General features: G+C 69.9%; 11 protein-coding genes and 1 pseudogene. 2 read left to right on the forward strand and 10 right to left on the reverse strand.

Going from position 1 to position 14997, the window contains the following annotated elements; translation table 11 throughout:
• Positions 1 to 67 precede the first annotated feature (67 nt).
• Both B378_RS0107720 and B378_RS0107725 read left to right on the forward strand, forming a co-directional pair.
• Positions 68 to 2755, forward strand: coding sequence for an HAD-IC family P-type ATPase (locus tag B378_RS0107720; RefSeq protein ID WP_017343233.1), 2688 nt, complete (start codon positions 68 to 70; stop codon positions 2753 to 2755).
• 70 nt (positions 2756 to 2825) lie between these two features.
• Positions 2826 to 3482, forward strand: a complete 657-nt coding sequence (locus tag B378_RS0107725; protein ID WP_017343234.1) for an NAD(P)-dependent oxidoreductase — start codon at positions 2826 to 2828, stop codon at positions 3480 to 3482.
• A 33-nt stretch (positions 3483 to 3515) separates the two neighbouring features.
• On the opposite strand, the gene B378_RS0107730 is transcribed toward B378_RS0107725, so the two are convergent.
• The 10 genes and pseudogenes from B378_RS0107730 to B378_RS0107775 form a co-directional block, all read right to left on the reverse strand.
• Entirely contained in the window at positions 3516 to 3791 is a 276-nt protein-coding gene (locus B378_RS0107730) for a hypothetical protein (protein WP_017343235.1), read from the reverse strand.
• Between the two features lie 107 nt (positions 3792 to 3898).
• Complete coding sequence (locus tag B378_RS0107735) at positions 3899 to 4360, reverse strand: universal stress protein (protein ID WP_017343236.1); 462 nt, start codon at positions 4358 to 4360, stop codon at positions 3899 to 3901.
• Positions 4360 to 6153: a VC_2705 family sodium/solute symporter gene (locus B378_RS0107740; RefSeq protein ID WP_017343237.1), complete on the reverse strand. Its 1794-nt coding sequence runs from the start codon at positions 6151 to 6153 to the stop codon at positions 4360 to 4362. The genes B378_RS0107735 and B378_RS0107740 overlap by 1 nt, the downstream gene beginning before the upstream one ends.
• Positions 6150 to 6665 (reverse strand): DUF4212 domain-containing protein, encoded by a 516-nt coding sequence (locus B378_RS0107745; protein ID WP_017343238.1) that lies wholly within the window; start codon positions 6663 to 6665, stop codon positions 6150 to 6152. Before B378_RS0107745 ends, B378_RS0107740 begins: the two co-directional genes overlap by 4 nt.
• A gap of 107 nt (positions 6666 to 6772) precedes the next feature.
• Entirely contained in the window at positions 6773 to 8767 is a 1995-nt protein-coding gene (acs, locus tag B378_RS0107750) for an acetate--CoA ligase (protein WP_017343239.1), read from the reverse strand.
• Positions 8768 to 8921: 154 nt separating this feature from the next.
• Entirely contained in the window at positions 8922 to 10706 is a 1785-nt protein-coding gene (locus B378_RS0107755; RefSeq protein WP_017343240.1) for a bacterio-opsin activator domain-containing protein, read from the reverse strand.
• Positions 10707 to 10865: 159 nt separating this feature from the next.
• A pseudogene (locus B378_RS17470) lies at positions 10866 to 11098 on the reverse strand (DUF2061 domain-containing protein).
• A 67-nt stretch (positions 11099 to 11165) separates the two neighbouring features.
• Entirely contained in the window at positions 11166 to 13121 is a 1956-nt protein-coding gene (gene acs / locus B378_RS0107765) for an acetate--CoA ligase (protein ID WP_017343241.1), read from the reverse strand.
• A gap of 104 nt (positions 13122 to 13225) precedes the next feature.
• On the reverse strand, positions 13226 to 14584 hold the full coding sequence (hflX, locus tag B378_RS0107770; protein WP_017343242.1) for a GTPase HflX: 1359 nt from the start codon (positions 14582 to 14584) through the stop codon (positions 13226 to 13228).
• A complete protein-coding gene (locus B378_RS0107775; RefSeq protein ID WP_017343243.1) occupies positions 14581 to 14937 on the reverse strand; it encodes a DUF2209 family protein in 357 nt (118 codons plus the stop codon). Before B378_RS0107775 ends, hflX begins: the two co-directional genes overlap by 4 nt.
• Positions 14938 to 14997 lie beyond the last annotated feature (60 nt).

The following is a 14997-nucleotide window of genomic DNA, read 5'->3' on the forward strand; positions in this document are numbered from 1 at the left end:
GACGGCCGAGGGCTTTGGTTTCGAAGGGGAAAACGCACTAAGGGAGTATCCCGTAGTAACACCCAAGATGGACACCAGAACCACCCACCTCGACATCACGGGGATGAGCTGCGCCAACTGCTCGGCGAGTGTCGGCGACGCCGTAGAGTCGATAGACGGCGTCTCGCGGGCCGACGCGAACTACGCCACGGACGAGGCGACCGTCGAGTACGACCCGGAGGCGACCTCGCTCGCGGCGATCTACGACGCGATCGAGGACGCCGGCTACGGCGCGGTCTCGGAGACGGCGACCGTCGCGATCACCGACATGACGTGCGCGAACTGCGCGGACGCCAACCGCGACGCGTTAGCGTCCGTGCCCGGCGTCGTCGACGCCGACGTGAACTACGCGACCGACGAGGCGCAGGTGCGGTACAACCCCGCCGAGACCTCGCTGTCGGCGCTGTACGACGCCGTCGAGGACGCGGGCTACTCTCCCGTCCGAGAGGACGAGGGCGCGGACGGCGAGGGCGCCGACGGAGAGGGGGAGGGCTCCGGCGAGAGCGCGCGCGACGCGGCTCGGAACGCCGAGATACGAAAGCAGCGCCGGCTGACGCTGTTCGGCGCCGCGCTCTCGGCGCCGCTGCTCTTCTTCCTCGTCGACAACCTCCTCCTCGGGGGCGCGGTCGTGCCGGACCAGGTCTTCGGCGTCGGGATCCACTGGGTCGCGGCCGCGCTCGCGACGCCCGTCCAGGTCGTCCTCGGTCGGCCGTTCTACGTGAACTCCTACAAGGCGCTCGTCACGAACGGTCGCGCCAACATGGACGTGCTGATCGCGCTGGGGTCGACGACGGCGTACGTCTACTCCGTCGCCGTCCTCCTCAACCTGGTCGCCGGGGGCGTCTACTTCGACACGGCCGCGCTCATCCTCGTCTTCATCACGCTCGGTAACTACCTCGAGGCCCGCTCGAAGGGGCAGGCCGGGGAGGCGCTCCGGAAGCTGTTGGAGATGGAGGCCGACACCGCCACCCTCGTCGACGAGGACGGAACGGAGCGCGAGGTCCCGATCGACGAGGTCGAGGTCGGCGACCGGATGAAGGTCCGTCCCGGTGAACAGGTCCCGACCGACGGCGTCGTCGTCGAGGGGCAGTCCGCCGTGGACGAGTCGATGGTGACGGGCGAGTCTGTCCCGGTCGAGAAGGAGGAAGGCGACGAGGTCGTCGGGTCCACCATCAACGAGAACGGCCTGCTCGTCGTCGAGGCGACGAAGGTCGGCGCCGACACCGCGCTCCAGCAGATCGTCCAGACGGTGAAGGAGGCGCAGTCCCGCCAGCCCGACATCCAGAACCTCGCGGACCGCATCTCCGCGTACTTCGTGCCCGCGGTGATCGCGAACGCGCTGTTCTGGGGCGTCGTCTGGTTCGTCTTCCCCGAGACGCTCGCCGCGTTCGTCGACCGGCTCCCGCTGTGGGGCCAGGTCGCGGGCGGCCCCGCAGCGGTCGGCGGAACCGTCTCGGTGTTCGAGTTCGCGATCGTCGTCTTCGCCTCCTCGGTCCTGATCGCGTGTCCCTGTGCGCTCGGCCTCGCGACGCCGGCCGCGACGATGGTCGGGACCACCATCGGCGCGCAACACGGCGTCCTGTTCAAGGGCGGCGACGTGCTCGAACGCGCGAAGGACGTCGACACCGTGGTGTTCGACAAGACGGGAACGCTCACGGAAGGCGAGATGGAGCTCACGGACGTGGTCGCGGTTGGCAACGAGCGCGTCCCCGACGGCGGAGCGGTCGCCGAGGGCGAGGACGCGGCGGTGACCGGCGACGACGCCACGGCCGCCGGCGACGACGCCGCGACCGACGCGCGCGCCGACGAGGACGAGGTACTCCGGCTCGCCGCGAGCGCGGAGCGCGGCAGCGAACACCCGCTCGCTCAGGCGATCGTCGACGGCGCCGAGGCGCGCGGCCTCGACCTCGCCGACCCCGAATCGTTCGAGAACGTCCCCGGCCACGGGGTGAGAGCGACCGTGGGGGGCGACCGGGTACTGGTCGGGAACCGGAAGCTGCTGCGCGACAACGGGATCGACCCCTCGCCCGCCGCTGAGACGATGGAACGCCTCGAGAGCGAGGGGAAGACGGCGATGCTCGTCGCCCGGATTCGAGACGGCGCGGACGAGGGCGAGCTCATGGGCGTCGTCGCCGACGCCGACACGGTGAAACCGAGCGCGAAAGAGGCGGTGAGTCAGCTCCGGGACCGCGCTATCGACGTGATGATGATCACGGGGGACAACGAGCGCACGGCCCGCGCGGTCGCCGAGCGGGTCGGAATCGACCCCGACAACGTCCGCGCCGGCGTCCTCCCCGAGGACAAGTCCGACGCGGTCGAGGAGATCCAGGCCGACGGTCGCCGGGCGATGATGGTCGGCGACGGCGTCAACGACGCGCCGGCGCTTGCGGTCGCGTACGTCGGCACCGCCATCGGCTCCGGGACCGACGTGGCCATCGAGGCCGCCGACGTGACGCTGATGCGCGACGACCCGCTCGACGTCGTGAAGGCGATCCGCGTCTCCGACGCGACGCTCCAGAAGATCAAACAGAACCTCGTGTGGGCGCTCGGCTACAACACGGCGATGATCCCTCTGGCGTCGCTCGGGCTGCTTCAGCCCGTCCTCGCGGCCGGGGCGATGGCGTTCTCCTCGGTGTCGGTGCTGACGAACAGCCTCCTGTTCCGCCGGTACGACCCCGACGGCGACTACAGGCTCCTCGGGTTCCTGCGGCGCTGAGCGCGGCCCGGTTTTCTTTCTCCGCCAGCGGTCCCGAAGCCCCAAGACGACGCGGCGCGTACGGCGGCACATGTCGACCCTCCTCGTCGTCGGCGGCAGCGGCTTCATCGGACGCGACGTCTGCCGATTCGCGGTCCGCGACGGCCACGAGGTCCGCAGCGTCTCGCGGAGCGGCCGTCCCGACGTCGACGAGGCGTGGGCGGACGCCGTCTCGTGGACGAGCGCCGACCTCTTCCGTCCGAACGCGTGGCGCGACCGCCTCGACGGCGTCGACGCCGTGGTCCACTCGGTCGGGACGCTCACCGAGGCGCCGACGGACGGGGTCACCTTCGAGCGCGTCAACGGAGACGCCGCCCTCCTCACGGCGCTCGAGGCGGAACGCGCCGGCGTCGACGCGTTCGCCTTCCTCTCGGCGGCGGCGAAGCCGCCCGGTATCCGAAACGCCTACCTGACGGCCAAGCGCCGCGCCGAGGCGTCAATCGCCGACCTCGACCTCGACGTCGTTACCCTCCGTCCCGGTCCCGTCTACGGCGCGGGACAGCCGCACCTCCCCGGCGTCGTCGACCGCGTGCTCCGGTTCGTCGCGAGCGCGCCGCCGCTCGCGTCGCGGCTCGGCGAGGCGCGGCCGCTCTCCGTCGACACCGTCGCGCGGGCGACGTACCGCGCCGCGCTGGACCCGGACGACCGCCTGCTCGACGTCTCCGATATTCGCGACCTCGCCGGGTGAGCGGCGGGGCGATACCTGATTCGAAAACGCCCGTCAGCGCGCGCTGCGCTCTTTGGCCATCTCCAGCGAGATGAAGAAGCCGAAATACGCTGGGATCCCCGCAAGCATGAACATGTACAGCACCCACTGCGGGGCCGTCGAGAAGGCGACGTTGTATAGCGCCGACGCGAGCCCCACCCACACGAGCGCGAACAGCAGGTCCTGGAGCATCCCGGTGCCGTTCTCGCTGAGCACGTGCCGGGCGCGGTCGGCGACGCTCGGGTCGGTCGGCTGGTCGTCCGGCGTCTCCGGGGCGTCCGAGTCGGGCATGAACTGAGTGTGGAAGAGGGGGTACGTCGGTGTTGCGGAATCGCGCGGGGTCGACCGCGCGAGGAAACGGTTCGCGGACCGGGCGGTTCGCTCCCGGTGCGGCGACCTCAGTCCTCGTCGAGGTAGTCGACGACGAGGATGGGGACGTGCGTCGAGCGTAGGGTGCGCTCCGTGACGCTGCCCAGCAGCGCGCGGCGCACGCCGGCGCGGCCGTGACTTCCCATCACGATGAGGTCGATGTCGTGGTTCTCGGCGTAGTCGCCGATCACCTTGTGCGGTCGACCACCCGAGACGTGCTCGACGATATCGACGCCGCGTTCGGCTCCGCGGTCGGCGACCACGCCGGTCGCCTCGTCGGCCTGCTCTTTCAGCTCACCCATCTCGTCGAACCGGCCCTGCTTGAGCCGGTCGACCTGCTCGGTGCCGAGGCTGAAGTTCACGGAGTCGATGTCGACCACGTACAGCGCGTGGACCTCGGCGTCGTACTTCTCCGCGAGGTCGAGCGCGTGGTCGACGGCGGCCTCCGCGACGTCGCTTCCGTCCGTGGGAACGAGGATTCGGTCGTACATTATCGCTCCTCCTCCGTTGTCGCGTCGTCAGTGCGGTCGCCCTCGGCGGCCGCGTCGTCAACTGCGCGGCCGCCATCGGCGCCCGCGTCGTCCATTGCGCGGCCGCCATCGGTCGCCACGTCCTCGCCGCCGTCGGCGACGACGTCTTCGGCGGTCTCCTGTTGCCCCATCGGTTCGGGGCTGTGACACTGCCGAACGATCCGCTTCGTTTCGAGCGAGGGCTCGTCGGTGGCCATGGAGACGGCGATGGTGACGACGAACACGATCGGGAGCGTGATGAGCGCCGAGCCGATGGCGGGCATCCACGTCGCGAGCCCGGCCGACAGCGGCGCTTCGACGGAGCCGATGTACGTCGGGACGATCTGGTTGATCATCGGGATCGACCAGAGGGTGAGTCCGGTGGTCATGCCGGCGAGCGCACCCTGCCGGTTGGCGTTCTCCCACCACATGCCGAGGAAGAACATCGGGAACAGGACGGAGCCGGCGAGCGAGAACGCGTACCCCACGAGCGCCGCGATCGACGAGGCGGGATTGAGCGCCGCCAGCGTGGTCAGCGCGCCCAGCGCGACGATCGAGAGGCGGCCGACGAGGATCTGCTGGCGCTGCGTCGCGTCCTCGTTGATAATGTTCGTGTAGATGTCGTGGCTGATCGCCGAGGAGCCGGCGATGAACAGCCCGGCGACCGTCGCGATGGCCGCGGCGATACCGCCCGCCGCGACGATGCCGACGAACCACGACGGGAGCCCGGACAGCTGCGCCGCCAGCACGACGATGACCTCGCTGGCCGCGCCCGTCATGCCGGGGTCGCCGTACGTCGCGCCGACGTTCTGCGAGTAGAGGTCGGTCCCGAACGCCGCGAACGCCGGAGCGCTCCAGTAGAGGATACAGATGAAGAACAGCCCCCAGACCGTCGACCAGCGGGCCGTCCGCTCGCTCTCGACCGTGTAGAACCGGACCAGCACGTGCGGGAGCCCGCAGGTGCCGACGATGAGCGAGAACGTCGTCGCGACCCAGAGGTAGTAGCTCGACCCGGAGAACGGCTCGGAGAACTCGCTGCCGAGCTGGCTGATCAGCGCGCCGTACTCGAGCTGCGGCAGCACCGTGGAGTAACCGTTCGTGTAGCCGACGACGAACAGCCCCACGACGAACGCGAGGATGAGGATGACGTACTGAACCGCCTGGTTCTTCGTGGCGCCTAACATTCCGGACAGCGTCAGGTAGCCGACGGTGACGACCATCATGGCGACGACCATCACCTGGTACCCGTCGAGGCCGGGGATGAGCCCCCCGTAGTTACCGAAGATGTACAGGCCGACCAGAGCCATCCCCTTCGCCTGCCCGATGGCGTAGACGAAGCCGATGAGGAACGTCGTCACCGCCGCGATGGCGCGCGCGGTGTCGGAGTTGAATCGGTCGCCGACGAAGTCCGGCGCCGTGTACTTCCCGAACCGGCGCAGCTGCGCGGCGAGGAAGATGAGCAGGATGAAGTAGCCCGTCGTCCAGCCGACGACGAACACGAGCCCGTAGAACCCGGCTAGCGCGATGGATGCCGCCATCCCGAGATAGGACGCCGCGGACATCCAGTTGGCCCCGATCGCCATCCCGTTCTCGACGTTCCCGATGGAACGGCCCGCCACCCACATGTCGTCGGTGTCGGCCACGCGGAAGACGAAGCCGATCGTGAGGAACAGCCCCAACATCCCGATCACGAGGAGCGCCGGTCCCAGCTTGAACGAGATGTCGAGCGCCTCCGGAAGGAGGTCGCTCTGGAGGAGGATCGAACTCGCCGTCATTCGTCGGACCCTCCGTCGGTCGCGACGTCAGCGGTGCCGTGCTCGATACCGTACTTCTCGTCGAGCGCGTCCCGCTTCCGCGAGTACCAGAACGCTAAGATCAGCGCGCTGGTCGGCGCGCCGAACGCGACGAGGAAGTAGTGGAGCGGGAACTGTAAGATCGGCATCGTCTGCGTCATCACGCCCGGCGCGAAGTTCGTCAGGGTCACCGGCCCCCACACCGCGAGGACCCAGACGGCGAACCCCGACCAGACGATGCGCAGGTGATCGCGCATGTACGGCGTGCTCGGGTTCAGGATGTTCACCTCCGCTCCGAGGTAGTCAGTGTTGTTGTGCGTCTGTGCGGCTCCCGAGGACGCGACGCCGCCGTCGGTGGCCGCGTCGTTCGTTGCGCGGCCACCGTCGGTGACCGCGTCGTCGGTTGCGCGGCCACCGTCGGTGACCGCGTCGTCAGTTGCGCGTCCACCATCGGTGACCGCGTCGTCTCGTTCGCGTGAGGTATTATCTGTCATGTTTTGACGTGTGTTGTGATCTCGTTTGTGTGATTTTTTCGTGATGATTACCGTCGTGTGGTCCGGTGTGGTCGTGAGTGGAACAGTTGAAAACGGCTCGCCGAGCGCTACTCGGCGTCGGCCTTCTGTTGGATCTCCTCGACGATCTCGGGGTTCCGCAGCGTGCTCGTGTTCCCGAGCTCCTCGCCGTCGGCGATGTTCTCCAGCAGGCGGCGCATGATCTTCCCGGACCGGGTCTTCGGCAGGTCAGGCGTGAACACGACCTGCTCGGGCCGGGCGATCGGGCCGATGGCGTCCTCGACGGCCGCGACGATCGCCTCGCGGAGCTCCTCGTTGCCCTCGTAGCCGTCCTCGGTGGTGACGTAGGCGTACACCGCCTCGCCTTTGATGTCGTGGTTCCCGCCGACCACCGCGGCCTCGGCGACGCCCTCGACGCCGACGATCGCCGACTCGATCTCCATCGTCCCCAGCCGGTGGCCGGAGACGTTGAGCACGTCGTCGACGCGGCCGAGGACGGTGATGTAGCCGTCCTCGTCGATCTTCGCGCCGTCCTCCGGGAAGTACACCCAGTCGTCGGGGTCGTCGCTGTCGGTGTCGGAGTACTCCGCCCAGTACTCCTCGATGTAGCGCTCGTCGTTGTTGTACAGCGTCCGGAGCATGCCGGGCCACGGCTTCTGTACCGTGAGGTAGCCGGCCTTCCCGGGCTCTACCTCGTCGCCGAGCGTGTCGAGGATCTGGACGTCCAGCCCCGGCAGCGGCGGCCCCGCGGCGCCGGGCTTCATGTCCTTGACGCCGGGCAGCGTCGTCACCATCATCCCGCCGGTCTCGGTCTGCCACCACGTGTCGACGACGGGACACTCCTCGTCGCCGATGTGCTTGTAGTACCACTTCCACGCGCGCGGGTTGATCGGCTCGCCGACCGTGCCGAGCAGCCGCAGCGAGGAGAGGTCGTGGCGGTCCGGGAACTTCGACCCCCACTTCATGAACGCCCGGATCGCCGTCGGCGCGGTGTACAGCTGGGTCGCCTCGTGCTCCTCGACGATCTCCCAGAGTCGGTCGCGCTCCGGGTGATCCGGCGTCCCCTCGTACATCATCGTCGTCGTGCCGAGCGAGAGCGGCCCGTAGACGATGTACGAGTGCCCCGTGATCCAGCCGATGTCGGCCGAACAGAAGTAGGTGTCATCCGGCTTGATGTCGAGCACCGACTGCGAGGTCCACGACACCCACGAGAGGTAGCCGCCGGTCGTGTGTTTCACGCCCTTCGGCTCCCCCGTCGTCCCCGAGGTGTACATCAGGAACAGCATGTCCTCGGCGTCGCGCGTGACCGGCTCGACCTCGGCGCCCTCGTGTTCCGCCACGAGGTCGCCGTAGTCGATCTGGTCGTCGCCGAGATCGTGGCCGAAGTCGTCGCCGTTCGGCCCGAGCCGGTCGACAACGACCGTGGTCGTCTCGTGGTCGACGCCCGCGAGCCCCTCGTTCGCCTTGTCGAGGTGGTCGAGCGGGTCGCCGCGGCGGTAGTAGCCGTCGCAGGTGACGAGGTACTCGGAGTCCGCGGAGTTCATCCGCGTCGCGAGCGCGTCGGCCGAGAACCCGGCGAACACGACGCTGTGGGGCGCGCCGATGCGCGCGCAGGCCAGCATCGCGATCGGCAGCTCCGGGATCATCGGCATGTACATCGTGACGACGTCGTCTTCCTCGACCCCCTGCTCCCGGAGGGCGGCCGCGAACTCGTTCACCTCGCGGTGGAGCTCCTCGTACGTGTACGTGCGGTCGTCCTCATCGACCGGCTCGCCGACCCACTCGATGGCGGCCTCGTCGCCGCGCTCGTCGAGGTGTCGGTCGAGGCAGTTCGCCGACGCGTTCAGCTCGCCGCCCGTGAACCACTCGTAGAAGGGCGGGTTGCCGTCGTCGAGCACCTGGTCGTAGTCGGTTTCCCACTCCAGCAGGTCGGCGGCCGTCTCCCAGCACTCGGGCCAGTTCTCCTCGAACTCCTCGTATATCTCTGGGTCGGAGACGTTCGCCTGCTCGACGAACGACTCCGACGGCTCGAATACCTCCTGTTCCGCTAATCTCGCTTCCAGTTGGCCGTCTCCCTCTGTCATGGTACGGGCGTACCCAACCAATATCGCCATATAAACGCTGACGCTAAATACGAAAAATCGTGATAGATCCGCTCCGACCCGGCGCGGATGTCTCAGCGGGCGACGAGGGCCCCGTCGGAGCGACGACCCCGCCGTCGCCTCGCGATTCGGCCGGTCACCCGCCGGGCGGGGTCGCCCGCTCGTCGCCCTCCCGAATCGGACGGTCCGCGTTGTCCTCGAAGACGCCGTCGAGGAGGGCTCGCTGCGCCTTCCGGAGGTGGTTGTGGAACGTCGGCGACGAGACGTCCATCGCGTCGGCCACCTCCTCGGCCGTGCTCCCGCGCGGCCAGTCGAAGTAGCCGCCGTGGTACGCCGCCGACAGCGCGGCCCACTGGCGGTCGGTGAACCGGTCGGCGACCCCGTCACGCAGCGACGACTCCGTTCGCGGCGACCGTGCGACCGACTCCTTGCTCGCGAGCCTGACGTCCGCGAACCGGTCGCGGAGCCCGTCCGCGACGGGGCGGACGTTCGTCCCCTCGGGGAAGTCCGCGACGACGCGGACCCGGCCGTCGGCGGCCGACGCGTCGCGCACGGTCGCGCCGTGGTCGATGAGCGCCCTGACGAGCGACCCGTCCGCGAGGCGGACCGACGCCGAACAGCCGTCCTCGCCTGTCTCTATCACCCGGAAGTCGGAGACGCCCGGCGCCGACTCGACGACCGCCGCGACGTCCTGCGGGCGGGCCCCGTCGACGGAGAGGTACGCCCGGGAAACGTCGTCGTCGACGTCGACGGTCGACGCCAGTTCGATCCGGCAGCCCAGTCGCTCGCTCGCGCGGGCGAGAAACGCTCGTTCGTCGGTCGTGTGGAACTCAACCTCTGTGACCGCGTCGGAGTGGAGCAGCTCTCGCCACCGCTCAGCGGTGATCGCGCGGCCGAGACAGCCGCCGAGGGCGGTGAGCGCTCGGCGTTCGGGCTCGCCGACCGGATCGCCGTCGGCCGCGACGGCACAGAGCGCGCCGTGGACCACGCCCTCGGAGGCCACCGGCACCGCGACCGCAGGCCGGCCGTCCGTCTCCTGCCGGCCGTCGGTCGTCGCCGGTGCGCCGTCCGTTATCACGTCCAGCCACGGACCGCCGGCCGCGACGCCGCGGTCCGCGAGCGTCTCGCGGTCGACGCCGGCCGCGTCGGTCACGTCCGCCCGCCCGCCGCCGACCGCCCGACGAACGACCCACGCCTCGGCCCAGCGGTCGGCCTCGATCAGTCCGGCGGCGACGGCCGCTGCCGGGGCCGCGGACCCGGGCTCCGCGAGCGCCTCGAATCCCGGTAGGACGGTCCGCGTCACCCGTTCCGCTGACGGGTCAGCGGTCCCCTCGTCGCCGGCGATAGCGGCCGCAAGGGCCTCTCCGTCGAGCGGGTCGAGGTACGGGTCGAGCGTGCCGAGCGACTCCCAGCCGCCGGCGTCGCGGACCGCTCGCGGGTCGACGCCGCGGTCGACGAGCTGCCGCCGCGCGAACGTCTTCCGCAGGGAACTGGGGGTAACCCGCTCGTCGAGCGCGGCGTCGGTGAGGCCGGCCGCCCGCGCCGCGGTCTCGCTCACGATCATCTGGACGCGGCGGGGCGAGACGTCGACGTACGGGTCGTCCTCGTCGAGTCCCTCGCTCGTCGCGTACCGGTCGAGGTCGGCCGCCAGCGACGCCGGAACGACGGTCTCTCGGTCGACGGGTTCGTCGTCGGACGGTGGCGATTCACCCTCCGCGCTCCCGTCGTCGCCCGCGGGGACCGCGAGGAGGCGCGCGCCCGCAACCGACTCCGCTTCGCGTAGGTGTCGCGGCGCGACGCGGGTTATCTCCTCGGTGCGGAGCCCGGCCTCGCCCGCCAGCCTGACGACGAGCGCCGCGCGATACGTCTCCGCGGCGGTGACGAGCGCGTCGTATGTGTCCGCGTCGAGGCCGTCGACCATTCGTTTCGGAACTCAACAAGTAGCCGAAACAAAACTGTTCCGGAAAACGCCACCTCCGCGATGGAGCTTCCCGCTCTTTGGCGAAAGCACCCCTTACCGCGGTCACATCTCGACCGAGCGGTTTCGGTTCTGTTCGGCACTCCGAAACGACGGTCGCCGTCACCCGGACGCGCCGACGCCCCAGGAGACGTGGTCCCACAGGCGCTCGTAGCCGTATACGTGAGCGTCTTTAAGACGTTGGTCACGAGACCGATGCTCGCCGCCTGCCCGACGTCGCTGACGAGGAGAAACGCGACCGCGACCGTCACCATCAGCGCCCGGTAGCAGTTGGTCTTGACGACCGCCCGTCGACGGCCGTGTATCGCCTCCCGCGAGAAAACGACAGCTCCCACGCCGGTCGATTCGGTCGCCGCGAATACGTACGTTACCCGTGTCAGTATGCGTTTAAACAGCCCATATTCACCTACTCATTTCTCGCACGGTCGACTCGATCTCGCCCACCACCTCCGGGTTGCGGAGCGCGCTCACGTCGCCGAACTCCTCGCCGCGGGCGATGTCCTCCAGCAACCGCCGCATGATCTTCCCCGAGCGCGTCTTCGGGAGTTCGGGGGTGAACACGACGCGGTCGGGGCGGGCAACGTCGCCGACGGCGCTCGCCAGCCGGTCCGCGACGGCGTCGCGGAGGGCCTCGTCGGGCTCGACCCCACTCTTCGTCGTCACGTACGCCACGATGTGCCCGTCGCCGTCGCCGACGACCGCGGCCTCGGTCACGCCGTCGGCGTCGACGATGGCCGCCTCTAACTCGCCGGTGTTGAACCGCTGTGCGCGGACGTTGATCACGTCGTCGACGCGCCCGAGGATCGTGACGTAGCCGTCCTCGTCGACGGTTGCGCCGTCGCCGGTGCGGTAGCGCCAGCCGTCCTCGCCCTCCACCCAGTACTCCCGCAGGTAGCGCTCGTCGCCCTCGCGGAGCCCGCGCAGCATGCCGGGCCACGGGGAGGCGAGCGTGAGGTACCCCGACTCGCCCGGGTCGACCGGCTCGCCGTCCTCGTCGACGACGCGGGCGTCGATGCCCGGCAGCGGCGGGCCGACTTTCCCCGGCTTCATCGGTGTTATCCCCGGGAGGGTGGCGAGCGAGATAGCCCCCGTCTCCGTCTGCCACCACGTGTCGACGACGGGGACGTCGCCGCCGCCGACGTGCTCGCGGTACCAGCGCCACGCCTTCGGCGTGATCGACTCGCCGACGGTCCCCAGCAGGCGGATCGACGAGAGGTCGTGCGACTCGGGGTACTCCGCGCCCCACTTCATGAACGACCGGATCGCGGTCGGCGAGGTGTAGAAGACGCTCACCGCGTTGCGCTCGATCAGGTCCCAGACGCGGTCGCGGTCCGGATAGTCGGGCGACCCCTCGTACAGCACCGTCGTCGTCCCGGTCGCGAGCGGCCCGTACACGCCGTAGGAGTGGCCCGTGATCCAGCCGATGTCGGCCGCGCACCAGTAGGTGTCGTCGGGGCGCACGTCCAAGACCTTCCGCGTCGTCCATGCGACGTGCGCGAGGTAGCCGCCCGTCGCGTGCTCGACCCCCTTCGGCCGCCCGGTCGTCCCCGAGGTGTACATCACGAAGAGGAGGTCGGTCGCGTCGCGGGCGACCGGCTCGACCGTTTCGCCGTCGTGCGCGTCGACGAGCGCGTCGTACTCGTGCTCGTCGTCGCCCAGCGAGACGGCCAGCTCGTCGCCGAGGCGGTCGACGACGACCGCGGCCGACAGCTCTCCCTCGGCGCGTATCCGCGCGTTGTCCGCCTTCGACTTCTGGTTGAACGCGTCCTCGCGGCGGTAGTAGCCGTCGCAGGTGATCAGGTACTCGGAGTCGGCGGCGTCGATCCGCGTCGCGAGCGCCTCCGCCGACAGCCCCGCGAAGACGACGTTGTGCGGCGCGCCGATGCGCGCGCACGCCAGCATCGCGATCGGTAGCTCCGGGATCATCGGCAGGTACAGCGTCACCACGTCGTCCTCCTCGACGCCGAGGTCGCGGAGCCCGGCCGCGACCGCGTTCACCTCGCGGTGGAGGTCGAGGTAGGTGTACGACCGGCGCTCGCCGCGCTTCCCGAACCACCGGATCGCGAGCTGGTTCCGCCGCTCGTCGAGGTGGCGGTCGACGCAGTTCGCCGCGGCGTTGAGCCGCCCGTCCGGGAACCACTCGTAGAAGGGGGGGTCGGAGTCGTCGAGGACCGTCTCGTACTCGCGGTCCCACGTCAGGAGGTCGGCGGCCGCGCGCCACGCTTCCGGCCCCTCGCGGTCGAACCGCTCGTACACCGCGGGGTCGCTCGCGGCGGCTCGCGTCCGGAAGTCGGCCGGCGGCGGGACGGCGTCCTCGTCCCCGTCGACGAGCCGACCGTCGGTCCCGGGATCGTCCATGACACAGTATGGCCCGCGGAGGCCCGTATACTTTGTCCGGGTCTCCGCCGAGTGAGAGTCCCCACCGAATGCGGCGGTCGCGGCGGTCGCGGCGGTCCCCCCGCTCAGGCCGACTCCTCGGCGGGCGGCGCCGAGAGCTCGGCGGCCTTCGCCCGGGCGCGGGAAACGATGGAGGGCTTCGCCTCGAAGTCGACCGTCACCTGGTCGCCCGCGTACGTCTCCTCGGCGACGTGCCCGTGGTCGTGGACCCACGAGACGAGGCTCATCGCGTCGTCCGAGACCGGGAGGACGAGCCGCTCGCGCTCCCAGTCGGGGAGCTCGCCCTCGACGCGGTCGCGGAGCTCCGCGACGCCCGCGCCCGTCTTCGCCGAGACGGCGATCGGGTCGGGCGCGACGCCGGAGAGCGCGGCGCGCTTGTCCGCGAGCTCGCCGGGCTCCAGCCGGTCGATCTTGTTGAACACGGTGACGACGGGCGCCTCGTTGCGCTCGTAGAGCGTGTCGTGGCTCGTGACGAGCTTCTCGCGCATCTCCTCGACCGGCTCGCTGGCGTCGACGACGAGCAGCACGAGGTCGGCGCGGTAGACGGAGTCGAGCGTCGACTCGAACGACTCCACCAGCCAGTGGGGGAGGTCCGCGATGAACCCGACCGTGTCGGTGAGGAGGACGTCGCGCTTCTCCATCTCGGCCCGGCGCGTCGTGGTGCCGAGCGTCGTGAACAGCATGTCCTGCGACTCGGCGGTGGTGTCGAGGTCGCGGTGGCGCTCGTCGTTCTCGTCGACGGCCAGCTCGTCGGCGAGCTGGCGCATCAGCGTCGACTTCCCCGCGTTTGTGTAGCCCGCGAGCGCGACGAGGTCGAAGCCGGAGTCCCGGCGCTGCTCGCGGCGCGCCTCCTCCTTCTCGGCGATCGATTCGAGCTCGTCGCGGATCTCGGAGATCTGCCGCTTGATGTCGCGCTCGACGCTCTCGTCGTACTCGCCGAGCCCCATGAACCCGGGGCGCTCGTCGCGCTTCGCGAGGCTCGCCTTCGCTTCGGCGCGCGGCAGCTCGTAGCGCAGCTCCGCGAGGTCGACCTGGAGCTGCGCCTTCCGGGTGTCGGCGCGCTGTCCGAAGATCTCGAGGATGAGCGTGAACCGGTCGACGACCTCGACGCCCTCCGGGAGCTTCCCGCCGATGTTGAACGTCTGGTACGGGCCGACGTCGTTGTCGATGATCACCGCTTCGGCGTCCGTCCGGCGAACGAGGTCGCGCAGCTCAGCGACCTTCCCCTCGCCGAACATGAACGCGGCGTCCTCGGTGCGGGTCTGCGTGAGCTCGCCGGCCACGTCGTAGCCCGCGGCGGCCGCGAGCTGCCCGATCTCGGTGAGGTCGGCTTCTCCGGAGTCGACGCGCTTGGCGACGACTGCGCGGCGTCCCCCGGTCGGCGACTCGGCGTCGGCGTCCGCTTCCCCGGTGCCCCCGCTCATCGGAGGTGGTCCCGGGCGGCGTACGCGGCGTGGTGTGCTGCCTGCACTGTCTCGCGCTCGCCTATGCTCTCGACGTATTTAAAGTCGGGCTGAAAGCTGAGGCCGACGCGTTCCGCCGGCTCCTCGTAGAACTCGCCGCCCTCCGCGACGATCGGACCGTCTGGCGGCGTCGGGAGGTCGCCGACCGCCTCCGCAGCGAGCGCGACGGTCGCCTCCAGCGTCGGCCCCTCGCGCGCGGCAGCGAACCCCATCCCCTCCACCGACCGGATCCGCGCGGAGTCGATCCGCGCGTGGACCGCGGCCGCGACCATCAGGTACTCGCCGTCCTCCTCGTGGCGGCCGCTGATGTCCACGCCGACGACTTCAGGGGTGGGCGGCGTTCACCACAGTTCGACCGATCCGCGCGTCCACTC

This window comes from Halorubrum sp. T3 (assembly GCF_000296615.1).
Lineage (GTDB): Archaea > Halobacteriota > Halobacteria > Halobacteriales > Haloferacaceae > Halorubrum > Halorubrum ruber.

Coding starts and splice junctions, on each gene's coding strand:
- B378_RS0107720 (WP_017343233.1), top strand. CDS start 68: ATGGACACCAGAACCACCCACCTCGACATCACGGGGATGAGCTGCGCC.
- B378_RS0107725 (WP_017343234.1), top strand. CDS start 2,826: ATGTCGACCCTCCTCGTCGTCGGCGGCAGCGGCTTCATCGGACGCGAC.
- B378_RS0107730 (WP_017343235.1), bottom strand. CDS start 3,791: ATGCCCGACTCGGACGCCCCGGAGACGCCGGACGACCAGCCGACCGAC.
- B378_RS0107735 (WP_017343236.1), bottom strand. CDS start 4,360: ATGTACGACCGAATCCTCGTTCCCACGGACGGAAGCGACGTCGCGGAG.
- B378_RS0107740 (WP_017343237.1), bottom strand. CDS start 6,153: ATGACGGCGAGTTCGATCCTCCTCCAGAGCGACCTCCTTCCGGAGGCG.
- B378_RS0107745 (WP_017343238.1), bottom strand. CDS start 6,665: ATGACAGATAATACCTCACGCGAACGAGACGACGCGGTCACCGATGGT.
- acs (WP_017343239.1), bottom strand. CDS start 8,767: ATGACAGAGGGAGACGGCCAACTGGAAGCGAGATTAGCGGAACAGGAG.
- B378_RS0107755 (WP_017343240.1), bottom strand. CDS start 10,706: ATGGTCGACGGCCTCGACGCGGACACATACGACGCGCTCGTCACCGCC.
- acs (WP_017343241.1), bottom strand. CDS start 13,121: ATGGACGATCCCGGGACCGACGGTCGGCTCGTCGACGGGGACGAGGAC.
- hflX (WP_017343242.1), bottom strand. CDS start 14,584: ATGAGCGGGGGCACCGGGGAAGCGGACGCCGACGCCGAGTCGCCGACC.